Annotated in this window: 13 protein-coding genes; 12 read left to right on the top strand and 1 reads right to left on the bottom strand. The window is 30.7% G+C overall.

Annotation, left to right across the window (positions count from 1 at the left end; translation table 11 throughout):
- Positions 1-67 precede the first annotated feature (67 nt).
- The 8 genes from KTJ72_RS06635 to KTJ72_RS06670 all read left to right on the top strand — a co-directional run bounded on the left by KTJ72_RS06635 (position 68) and on the right by KTJ72_RS06670 (position 5,675).
- On the top strand, positions 68-1,093 hold the full coding sequence (locus tag KTJ72_RS06635) for a DNA adenine methylase (protein WP_346726682.1): 1,026 nt from the start codon (positions 68-70) through the stop codon (positions 1,091-1,093).
- A 48-nt stretch (positions 1,094-1,141) separates the two neighbouring features.
- Positions 1,142-1,753, top strand: coding sequence for a PD-(D/E)XK nuclease superfamily protein (locus tag KTJ72_RS06640; RefSeq protein WP_238337235.1), 612 nt, complete (start codon positions 1,142-1,144; stop codon positions 1,751-1,753).
- A gap of 248 nt (positions 1,754-2,001) precedes the next feature.
- Positions 2,002-2,430 carry an Hsp20/alpha crystallin family protein gene (locus tag KTJ72_RS06645; RefSeq protein WP_094750912.1) on the top strand — a complete coding sequence of 143 codons (429 nt, stop codon included), beginning with the start codon at positions 2,002-2,004 and terminating at the stop codon, positions 2,428-2,430.
- A 28-nt stretch (positions 2,431-2,458) separates the two neighbouring features.
- On the top strand, positions 2,459-2,878 hold the full coding sequence (locus tag KTJ72_RS06650; protein WP_094750913.1) for an Hsp20/alpha crystallin family protein: 420 nt from the start codon (positions 2,459-2,461) through the stop codon (positions 2,876-2,878).
- A gap of 114 nt (positions 2,879-2,992) precedes the next feature.
- Complete coding sequence (locus KTJ72_RS06655) at positions 2,993-3,724, top strand: hypothetical protein (protein WP_034534609.1); 732 nt, start codon at positions 2,993-2,995, stop codon at positions 3,722-3,724.
- Positions 3,725-3,904: 180 nt separating this feature from the next.
- Positions 3,905-4,555: a DUF805 domain-containing protein gene (locus KTJ72_RS06660; RefSeq protein WP_217304454.1), complete on the top strand. Its 651-nt coding sequence runs from the start codon at positions 3,905-3,907 to the stop codon at positions 4,553-4,555.
- A 61-nt stretch (positions 4,556-4,616) separates the two neighbouring features.
- Positions 4,617-5,285, top strand: coding sequence for a DUF805 domain-containing protein (locus KTJ72_RS06665; RefSeq protein ID WP_217304455.1), 669 nt, complete (start codon positions 4,617-4,619; stop codon positions 5,283-5,285).
- Between the two features lie 153 nt (positions 5,286-5,438).
- Positions 5,439-5,675, top strand: coding sequence for a hypothetical protein (locus KTJ72_RS06670; RefSeq protein WP_034534611.1), 237 nt, complete (start codon positions 5,439-5,441; stop codon positions 5,673-5,675).
- Between the two features lie 27 nt (positions 5,676-5,702).
- On the opposite strand, the gene KTJ72_RS06675 is transcribed toward KTJ72_RS06670, so the two are convergent.
- Positions 5,703-6,344: a CPBP family intramembrane glutamic endopeptidase gene (locus tag KTJ72_RS06675; protein ID WP_094750915.1), complete on the bottom strand. Its 642-nt coding sequence runs from the start codon at positions 6,342-6,344 to the stop codon at positions 5,703-5,705.
- A gap of 145 nt (positions 6,345-6,489) precedes the next feature.
- On the opposite strand from KTJ72_RS06675, the gene KTJ72_RS06680 reads away from it, so the two are divergent.
- From KTJ72_RS06680 to KTJ72_RS06695, 4 genes are all read left to right on the top strand, one after another.
- The gene (locus KTJ72_RS06680) at positions 6,490-6,768 is read left to right on the top strand and encodes a hypothetical protein (RefSeq protein ID WP_094750916.1); all 279 of its coding nucleotides are present in this window, start codon (positions 6,490-6,492) and stop codon (positions 6,766-6,768) included.
- 213 nt (positions 6,769-6,981) lie between these two features.
- Positions 6,982-7,176: a hypothetical protein gene (locus KTJ72_RS06685; protein WP_034531039.1), complete on the top strand. Its 195-nt coding sequence runs from the start codon at positions 6,982-6,984 to the stop codon at positions 7,174-7,176.
- 577 nt (positions 7,177-7,753) lie between these two features.
- Positions 7,754-9,577 (top strand): DUF262 domain-containing protein, encoded by a 1,824-nt coding sequence (locus tag KTJ72_RS06690; RefSeq protein WP_094750917.1) that lies wholly within the window; start codon positions 7,754-7,756, stop codon positions 9,575-9,577.
- A gap of 210 nt (positions 9,578-9,787) precedes the next feature.
- Positions 9,788-10,555 carry a DNA-methyltransferase gene (locus tag KTJ72_RS06695; protein WP_041152489.1) on the top strand — a complete coding sequence of 256 codons (768 nt, stop codon included), beginning with the start codon at positions 9,788-9,790 and terminating at the stop codon, positions 10,553-10,555.
- The last annotated feature ends 176 nt before the right edge of the window (positions 10,556-10,731 follow it).

Here is a 10,731-nt window from a genome sequence, read left to right on the forward strand (position 1 = left end):
TTTTTTTACCCAATTATATTGTTATTTTTGATATAATTAAGTCAATAAATGCAAAGAAGAGATGGACATGAAAAATAATTTTGAGAACATTGTCAAAATGGCAGGATTGAATTTAAAAAAACTGTCTGAACTTTCAAATATTCCTTATTCAACACTGCGCTTTTTAACTACAACCAGTCCTGATAAATGGAATGAAGAACAAGTAAATGCAATTTCCAAAGCATTAGAAATTGATACGGATACTTTAATGGATGAACTAAATAAACCAGTACTAACTCCATTTATCAAATGGGTTGGAGGAAAACGTCAATTACTACCAGAATTATTAAAACGTGTTCCTAATGAATATAATGATTATTACGAACCATTTATTGGTGGAGGGGCTTTACTTCTTAAGTTAGTTCCAAAGAAAGCCATAATTAATGACTTTAATGAAGAACTATCAAATGCATGGAAAATCGTACGCGATAATCCTCAAGAATTGAGTGATAATCTTACTGAGTGTGTTGAAAAAGATTCAAAGGACTTCTATCTTGATTATCGTTCAGCTGATAGAGATGGAAGAATTGTTGATTTTTCCGAATTGGAAAGAGCGACAAGATTTATATACATGAATAAAGCTGGGTACAATGGATTATGGAGAGTTAACCAAAAAGGACAAAATAATGTACCTTATGGTGGCCATAAAACATTGAATTTTAACGTTGATAACATACATCAAGTTGGGAATTACCTATCAAGTAATGATATTACAATTTCAAACGGCGATTATATGGATTGCATAAAGAATGCAAAAACAGGAGATTTTGTTTACTTGGATCCGCCATATATTCCAGTTACACCTACCTCAAGTTTTACAAGCTATACCAAAAATGGATTTGGTTTAGTTCAACAAAAAGAATTAGCTGATATGGCTTTAGAATTAGCTAAAAAAGGCGTTAAAGTGATGCTATCAAATGCTGATGTTCCATTGATAGAAGAACTTTATGCTGATTCAATTTTTACTATTCATCATGTCCAAGCAAATCGTGTTTTGAACTCAAACGGTAAAAAGAGAGGAAAAGTTGGAGAAGTAATTATAACAACATACTAAAAAATCACCTCCAAATGGGATATAATGTCTCATATTGGGGGTGTTTTTTTGAAAAAAGGTGGTATTGGTGGAGCTAACACTAATAAAAGTGGACTTAAGTTTGAACATGATACTGATTTAGCAACTAGTATCAATACATATTTATATGATGAATATAAATTAATTCCTCATGAATTTAAAGATGTTGAATCATTACCTTTCCAAGGTTCAACTTCTCCAGTCTATGATTTGATTAGACTAAAAGATGATTACTTTGTCGGTGTGATTACTAATCAAAATCAATTTTATAATGTTTTAAAAGACTCTTATGGTTTAGAAAATGTAAATCATAAGAATTGGAAACCTGATGAATGTTTCTTTAATTTTGAAACTAATACAGTTTATATAGTTGAAAAGAAATGGCAACAAAGATCAGGTTCCGTTGATGAAAAGATGTTTGGATTTGTTAACAAAAGAAGATTGTACCAAAACAATTTTAATCAATTAAAAGATGAACCTAAGCCAACTGTTGAATTCTGTGCTTTATTTAATTCAAGCTGGTGGCTAAATGGTAACGATGGAAAAAATGAAAAGAATTATCAGGATTATTTCGATAACCTTAGAATAGATGGTATTAAAATATTTTTTGATAAATATGAATATTGGTGGTTTGGTTTATAAAATTAAACCTTTGATCAAAAAGACGATTCTGAAAAAAGAATCGTCTTTTTTTATATTTTTTAAATTTTTTATTAAAAATAAATGCTGTTATATCAACGTTTATAACGTGTTTTTAGCACTCTACTAAATAAAGTGCTAATTTTCTCTTGACTATTTGACCAATACTGACTAATATAAGAATTGTTGATAGGAAATAAATAACTATCAACTAAATCTTGAAAATAAAATAATGAAAAGGGGCTTTGATTATGGCTAACGAATTAAGAAACAGAGATTTCAATGTATTTGATCCAATGAACGATTTCTTCGGTGATTTTGGTAAGAATTTCTTCAATTCAGTTGCTGGTAATCAAATGAAGACTGACGTTATTGAAAACGAAGATAATTACGTAGTAAGCTCTGAATTACCTGGTTTCAAGAAGGATGAAATTCATCTAGATTACAACAACGATACTCTAAGCATTCATGCTACACATGATTTGAGTAAGGAAGACACTAACAAGGAAGGTAAGGTATTAAGAAAGGAACGCACTTCAAGCAATATCGCTCGTGCATTCTACCTACCTGATATCGATATTGATAATGTATCTGCTGACTACGATGGCGGTATCCTAAAGATTACATTACCAAAGCAAGCAGTAAAGGATGAAGAAGCACACAAAATTGACATTAACTAATTAACTCAAATAATAGGAGGGATATCTTATGGCAAACGAAGTAAGAAACAATGTATTCAACGACTTTATGGATCCAATGAGCAACTTCTTTGATGGATTAGGCAGAAACATGGTTAACTCCTCAAAGATGAAGACAGATGTTATCGAAAATGATGACGAATTCGAAGTAAAGGCTGAACTACCTGGATTTAAGAAGGAAGATATTGAAATTAATTATGAAAATGATACTTTAACAATCCACGCTATTCACGATTTGAATAAGGAACAAACAGACAAAGAAGGTAAGTTAATTAGAAGCGAAAGAACATCTAGCGATGTGAGTCGTTCATTCTACTTACCTGATGCGGACACTGATAAGATTGGTGCAAAGTATGATGGTGGTATCTTGGATATCATGGTACCTAAATCTGCTGAAAAACAATCCAAGCATTCAATTTCTATCAACTAATTAAAAAAAGAGCCGTTATGGCTCTTTTTTTGTGTATTTTTTCTGTAATGTAAAGCAAAAAAATATTATAATAGAATTGTAATGATTTTTTAAGGATGATTGGAGTGTTAGTAGATGAGATTAGGTTGTTCAGGAGCGTTAGTTCTAATATTTTTACTTTTATGTGTGGTAGCTAATCCGATATTAGCGATTACTATCGGTATCATTATTGCTTTAGCGGTGATTGTATACGTAGTAATTAAGAACCACGGAGAGGTAGAACAAGCGCGTTATAACAATGCTCAAAACATTGACGCCTCAATGTCAAAAGAAACATCATTCCAATTCAATAGTATGGTTTACAAGCCAGTTACATCTTCTAAGGATGACATTCCTAACGTGGAAATGATCCTAAGAACTGACCCAATCAAATACATTAAGAGCGATGAATTATCAAAACGTGAACAAGACATGCTGGATTCAGGCTACTCAATGGAAAACATCAAGGTTGCCAGAATTAACGTGGTTCAAGGATACAACGCTCAATACCAATTGTTTGATCGTTACTATGATGTCCTAAAAGTTGAAGCTGACATCACAACTGTTCCAAATCGTGCGATGACAGTATTATTAAAACAAATGGTAATGTGCTTCTACCATCAAGAATTTGGTTTAAGCATCGATGTTCAACCACATTCATTTGACGATAATATGATCAAAAAATTTATTGAACTATGCCCAGAAGTTAACATGTCTTCTTCATACTTCGATAACTCAAATATTACTAACGAAAGATTTTTAAACCAACGCATTGATAAAGGCTGCTTAAATGCCTTTAAGAATATCATGGTTGGTTACGACCTATAATATCTATATAAAAGAATTGCCAAGTTTTGGCAGTTCTTTTTTTATTAAAAGCAAAGTAATGTTTAGTTAAATATTAATTTGTATCTTTTATTCATGATAAGAATGTTTTAACCTTTATAGAAAAGAAAATTTACTCAGTGTATCTTTGAAATATAATATATTTAAAGGATTGATTAATGAATGGAAATAAAATATTGTTCAAAGTGCGGTACTGAACTATCCGTAGGTGATTCTTTTTGTTCAAATTGTGGAACAAGACAATCATACATAGAAAATAACTCTATAAGTAATTTAGAGAAAGATAGCACTAAAATGATTCGCTTTACTGATGCCGTAACCAAATGCTTGAAAAATGTATTTAACTTAAGTGGTGTCGCCACCAGGGCTGAATATTGGTGGTTCTACTTATTCAAAGCGATAGCATTGTTTGGCATTCTTTATGCAAATGCATACGTTGGTATTAACTACAGATCAGCGATTGTATTCTCTGAAATTCATCCAGCTTTTCTTTTTGCGATTTCAGTTATATTAGGACTTGTATCAAGTGTGATAGCGATTGCGTCTTTATCTGTAGCCGTTAGAAGACTACATGATACTAACTTATCTGGACGTTTTATTTGTCTTGGTTTCATTCCTTTTTTGGGTATCATCGCGTTACTTGTCATGTTTTGTCAAAAATCTGTTGTAAACGGCAATAAGTATATAAACGTTAGTATGAATAAGTCCAGAAAAATTCGGGTAATTGTGCTGTATGTAATTTATTCAATGTTAGCAGCGTGGTTATACATCGGAATGTATATCAGCGAGATGCATTTTATGCTTTATCGATAGTAACAAAGTTGGAAAGGAATTTTAAATGAGTATAAAGTATTGTTCAAACTGTGGAAACCAAATGGCTTATAGTGATATTTTTTGCAGTTTCTGTGGATCTAACCAAGAGGATAATCAAATAATTGTTGATAAAGATAAGATCAGTTCAACGGATGTCTTAAAAGGCTACTTTAAACATTTATATACTATTGCTGGATGTTCTTCTAGAAAAGAATACTGGCTGGGTTTCTTATGGATGATGATTTTCGCTGTGTCATTCCATTTGATTTGGTCATTGAGTTACGCTTCGTTACATGATTCTGCATCGGGAGTAAGACTTTTAAAATGCTACGGGTTTGTTTTTGCTTTCTGTAAGTATTTTGTTTCAATTAGTCTAATATTTAGTATGTGCAGAAGACTACACGATGCTAATATATCTGGATGGTTCTTATTGTTATTTCTAGTTCCAATTTTTGGATGGATAGTAATCTTTGTGTTGCTATGTCAGCAATCTCAAGAAGAGGGGCAAAGAAAGTATGGTAACAAGAAACCATCAAAAGCTATTAACCATGTAATCGGATGGCTTTTAGTAATTATCTTCGGATTGTTTGCAGGGGTTCACGAAATGAAGACAATCCAATTTAAGTATGAAGAGTCTGTTAATCTACATCGATTTGATATGTTTATACAAAAAGAAAATGAAGGAAAATACTATAATTACACGTATAATGGTTCAAATTATGATCATTAAAAAGAGCTGCCAAGTTTTGGCAGTTCTTTTTTTATTTTTATTGACTTAAATCATTAATAGATATATAAACTTAATAAGTAGTTTTTAACTTAAAATTAATTTTTTATCATAAATTGCTATACATAAGTTTTACGTTTTACCGGAGTGATGATAATGAAAAAATACAGTAACACTGTTTGGACCATTTTTTTACTATACGTTTTAATATTATTATTTAGCGTCCACAGTTTAGTAATCTTTATTGCTGGATTGGCAATGCTTTCTATCCCAGTAGGATTGAGAAACATGCTGATTGTTGATTTCCATAGTCGAACTAAATGGTTTAACGTCGTAATGACAATCATCGATGTATTGCTATTAGGCGCAATCATTTGGATCAATATCAAATAAAAAAGCATACGCTTTGACGTATGCTTTTTAATATATCCATAGCATCAATAGTATTAAAACGTCCCATGAACAGTGGAATATGATTGGTGCTATTATTCCGTTTGATTCCTCTCTTGATTTACCCAACAAGATACCAGCCAATATGTAGTATATTAATGAAATAATGTTAAATAAAGAATGGGATATCCCAAAAATAACTGATGAGAATAGAATAGCGTATTTTGCGCTAAAATGGTCTTTTAAGTAGGACTGAATTAAGTCTCTAAAAAATAGTTCAATGACGATTGGCGTTAATGTTAGGCCAGCGATAATACACAGTAGCTGTAATCTTGGGTCAGTATATCCAATTAGATTTGATAGATGGGTCTTAAAACTGTCGTGCGGTTTGGCAGTTAGTAGGACAAAGGAAACCGCTAGGATAAGTAGCTCGATTCCGATTGCTATTAACCGAAAATTAAAATGATTATTGTGGAAAACATCAATCATTTTTTTGCTGAGTATGCTATGGTACAGATAAAGAATAATCGCCATTAGGATAATAAATGCAGTTAGAACCTCAATAACTGCATATAAAAAAGGCTCATCTATTGAATAAAAGATTGGATATCGGGAAAGTTCCATTAACGGTGAAAGGAATATTAGGATAAATATAAATGATGTTTTTTTCATCGCATTCACTCCTCGATTACTGATTTGTACTAGGTGATAGATATCTTTTACTAGTCAATTATAATTCTATAATTTTAACTTGCTGAATAACTTTTAGTAAAAAAATTAATACAAATTTATACATTTTTCGAAGGGAGAAGAGCCGATGAAAAAGGCAAAAACAAAGTTCGAAACCGTAAAGGAATGGATTTTCTTAATCATTGTTGTGGCAGTGGTTGGTGCAGTAATTGGGATGATTTCCGACTTATTATCCAATGGCTTTACTGCACATAATTGGCATGAATTTTTGACTTACACCATTATTTCTGCAGTTGGCGGAGTTATATTGATGTTCTTATACCTCATTTATAGTTTTATCACCGAAAGAATACACAAAAAACATCCAACCTGGTTTGCGCCACAAGATCCACCATCGAAAAAATAAAAGCACACATTCCTGTGTGCTTTTATTTTTGGGCGATATTTTTCCAGCCATTTCTATCGTTATTGTCATCGACGATGGATTGGCGTATTTCATCTGGTTTATTTGCAGAGATTTAACCATATGTGTGAGATAAATACAAATTTTGTCGTTTGTTTTCAATGAATTAGATAAGTTGTATAATTACATTAGCCTATAAAAAAGAAGATGATAGACATGAAATTTGGCATGAGAAAGCCAAGCTGGAAAAAGTCATTATCAGCACGGACAAGAGGACGTGCGGTACGTTCAATGAAACGTGCAGTTAACCCATACTATGGTAAGAAGGGCATGGGATGGATTAATAATCCACATAAGGCGTTATATAACAAGGTCTACCATAAGACAACTTTCAACTTGTTTAAGTGGTAAACAATACCCCGTGCAAACGGGGAATACATATGAAACGGAGTAGATCAGATGGAACCAAAGACTAAAGTTAAACAATTCTCTTCCAATTTAAGGGTAGTTATTATATTTATTTAATATTTTGTTTCAATAGGGTTAATCGTTGATGATATTCTATTTCCGCCAGTTTCAGAACTAAGGATTTTTATCGCTTTTGTGGTATTTGTATTAACGTTCGTTCTTCTTGTACTTCATGTTTTAATCGATGGTGTTGATTGGGAATCTTTTTTTGAGGACTAGTATTTGAGGTGTAATTTTAACAACAATGTGGAAAAATGATTTAACAAAATTTCAAAAAATTAATTTATATTTACGAAGAACTTTGGTGATAGTGAGTTTTATAACGAATAATATAATGGTTCTTGTGAACTTGATTCAAGGAAGAGAATTGAGATATTGGTTGCTTGTCATCGCTTTGTACCTATTATCATGTTACTTAGTGAAATTGGAACATGAATGCGAAGAAACGATGATGACCAGGTGATTAATTAATAGATTATGATATAATTTCTGTATTATTATATTTGTTAGGAGAAAATAAATGGAAAAAAATAGTTCTCAAAATATGAATTTATTTGTATATTTAGAAAATAACGATAGTTTAAAAATTCCATCTTTCCAAAGGGATTATTCTTGGGAAAAACCACAGATAATTGATTTATGGGAAGATTTAACTAACTTAATTGAAGATATAGATGACGGATACAAAAATGAACATTTCTTTGGACAAATCATTACCTATGATGAAGATGGTGTAACTCAAATTATTGATGGACAACAAAGAATTACTACAACATTTTTATTTTTAGGGGCTTTAAAAGATGTTATTAGAAACGAAAAAAATAATTTATATAAAAAGCATCCAGCAAACGAAAATGTTAATCAACTTCAAAAATTAATCGATAAAATAAATGAATTACTATTTGTAGAAGATGGATTTGGAGAAGTAGATAAGAGTAACATAAGATTCCATCTACAAGATGATTTTGGCGACAATTTGTCCCAAAGATTCTTTGAGACGCTTTTATCTGATGATATCCCCACACTTAATATTGAGAAAAAAGGTGCTATCAAGAATTTAGACACTAATTATAATAAAATTAAGTCTTGTATAAACGAATACATAGGTGGCAAAAGTATTGATGAAAAATATATATCCTTAAAAAAAATATTTAGCTGCTTCGCGAGAAAGTTTGAAATTTCTATAATCAATGGGACAGATAAGCTAAATGCGTTTTTAATTTTTGAGACTGTTAATGCAAGAGGTAAAGAGCTTAGTTCTGCTGATATTATTAAGTCTCATCTTTTATCTTTCTCTAATGGAGATGATGAGTTTGATAAAACTTGGGCTGATATGAAGAAAACTCTTGGAAATGAAAAAATTATAGCAAAATTTGTACGTAGTTACGTTTGGGCTAAGTATAGTTCTCCTACAGCTAAAGAGTTATTCAGAGTGGTTAGCAAGGAAGTTAAAGACCATGGAACTGCAGAGATATTTATAAACGAGTTATTTGACTTAAAAGACATTTTTAATATCTTAGTAAATTCAACAAAAATGACTTTCGCATCAAAAATGGATAATATACTTAATAGTTATCGTGGAGAGGGGAAAAAAGAACTTATAGATGTTTTATTAACTCTTAAATCCATGAAAGAAGAATTACATTATCCATTGGTATTATCTTTATTTAAACAAGGTTTTTCAACTGATGACATGCTTAAGATAATGAACAAGATAAGATCTTTGATTATGAGAAATAATATAATTTGCGGAGATCCTAATAATTCGCTAACTCGTAAAATTGCTGAATTATCTCAAAAGATATGGAACGCATCAACATTTGATTCATTAGATGTCGAAGGAATCCTAAATGAAATTAGTAGTTGGATGTATGATGATAATATGGTTATTGCTAATTACTCAGTTACTAAATTTAACGGAGCAGAGAAAAATGAAGGATATGCTAAATTAACATATTGTTTGTTTGAAGAATATATTTACTCACTATCAAGTATTTTTGGTGGTGATGAATACGAATATTATTACAATCTTTTCAAGAAAAACGATTTAAAATTATGCTTATTTACTGATTTTAATGAGTCTAATGAAGATGATAATAATACTGGGTTTATAGGTGAGTGGACGTTTGTTGAACCTGAAGTTCTTAAAAAATATATGAGTAATATTAAAGTCAATAGACGATTACCAAAAGAACATAGAATAGAAATATTGAATAATTCCAAAATTTTAGCAAATAAGAAACTAGCTATAGATTTGTCTGATAAAAATAATGAAGTAAGTAATGAATTCATTAAAGATAGATCAAATAAATTCTCAAATGATTCTGTTGAAATTTGGAGATAGTTATATATTACTAATAAAAAGCTTCTAGAAAATTTTCTAGAAGCTTTTTTTAGTTTGAAAATTATATTTTTTCGTATGTTTAAATATACGGAAGATAGTGTACTAATATATTAATTTTTCATATGATTCATGTATTAATAAGTAAAATAAGTTTATTGATAAGGTGGAGTAAAAACATTACAAAATAACTAAATTTTAGAGGCGAAATTAATGAAAGTAATATTTAATGATCATGTTACAACGCTTATTCACTCAGATTCATTTGAGTGCATGAAAAAAATCAGAGACAAGTCTATAGATGTTATAGTGGCCGATCCGCCATATTTTCTTAGTAACGGGGGATTTTCTAATTGTGGGGGGAAAAAAGTAAGCGTTGATAAAGGGAAATGGGATCAAGTACAAGATCCAGAAGAGTTTTATTCTCGTTTTTTGAATGAAGTTGACAGAATATTAAAAAAAGACGGAACTTTTTGGGTCTTTGGTTCAATGCATAATATTTATATGCTTGGGTATTTAGTTCAAAAAATGGGATGGAAAATTTTAAATAATATCACTTGGCAAAAATCAAATCCGGCACCTAATTTAAGTCGAAGGATGTTTACTCATTCAACCGAAACAATACTGTGGGTTAAAAGAAAACATGGCAATCAATTGTTTAACTATAGTTTTATGCGTAAATTAAACGGAGGGAAACAAATGAAGGATGTTTGGAAAACCCCTACAATTCAAAGAAAAGAGAAACGCTTTGGTAAACATCCAACGCAAAAACCATTATCAGTAGTCAAAAGAATAATTGAATCATCAACAAATAAGAATTCATTAGTTTTGGATCCGTTTGTTGGTAGTGGCACTACATGTGTCGCTTGTAGACAACTTGGTGTTAGATCCATCGGAATAGATATGGAATATGAATATTTAAATATAGCTAAGAATAGAATTAAAGATTATTTAAATGAAAGGACAGGCAATATTTGGTGAAATATTAATAGTTTTCAAATATACAGTATTTTTTATATAGTGAGAAAATCCAATATTAAAATTAAAAAAAGACACCCATGCACTGCACCCCAAAGTTTGTACAAAACTTTGGGGTGTTTTTGTGTCTAAATATAAAGTAGAAGATAAATTAAATGTAATTAACACATACCTAAACG

The organism is Apilactobacillus waqarii (genome assembly GCF_019061205.1).
Lineage (GTDB): Bacteria > Bacillota > Bacilli > Lactobacillales > Lactobacillaceae > Apilactobacillus > Apilactobacillus waqarii.

Coding starts and splice junctions, on each gene's coding strand:
- KTJ72_RS06635 (WP_346726682.1), top strand. CDS start 68: ATGAAAAATAATTTTGAGAACATTGTCAAAATGGCAGGATTGAATTTA.
- KTJ72_RS06645 (WP_094750912.1), top strand. CDS start 2,002: ATGGCTAACGAATTAAGAAACAGAGATTTCAATGTATTTGATCCAATG.
- KTJ72_RS06650 (WP_094750913.1), top strand. CDS start 2,459: ATGGCAAACGAAGTAAGAAACAATGTATTCAACGACTTTATGGATCCA.
- KTJ72_RS06655 (WP_034534609.1), top strand. CDS start 2,993: ATGAGATTAGGTTGTTCAGGAGCGTTAGTTCTAATATTTTTACTTTTA.
- KTJ72_RS06660 (WP_217304454.1), top strand. CDS start 3,905: ATGGAAATAAAATATTGTTCAAAGTGCGGTACTGAACTATCCGTAGGT.
- KTJ72_RS06665 (WP_217304455.1), top strand. CDS start 4,617: ATGGCTTATAGTGATATTTTTTGCAGTTTCTGTGGATCTAACCAAGAG.
- KTJ72_RS06670 (WP_034534611.1), top strand. CDS start 5,439: ATGAAAAAATACAGTAACACTGTTTGGACCATTTTTTTACTATACGTT.
- KTJ72_RS06675 (WP_094750915.1), bottom strand. CDS start 6,344: ATGAAAAAAACATCATTTATATTTATCCTAATATTCCTTTCACCGTTA.
- KTJ72_RS06680 (WP_094750916.1), top strand. CDS start 6,490: ATGAAAAAGGCAAAAACAAAGTTCGAAACCGTAAAGGAATGGATTTTC.
- KTJ72_RS06685 (WP_034531039.1), top strand. CDS start 6,982: ATGAAATTTGGCATGAGAAAGCCAAGCTGGAAAAAGTCATTATCAGCA.
- KTJ72_RS06690 (WP_094750917.1), top strand. CDS start 7,754: ATGGAAAAAAATAGTTCTCAAAATATGAATTTATTTGTATATTTAGAA.
- KTJ72_RS06695 (WP_041152489.1), top strand. CDS start 9,788: ATGAAAGTAATATTTAATGATCATGTTACAACGCTTATTCACTCAGAT.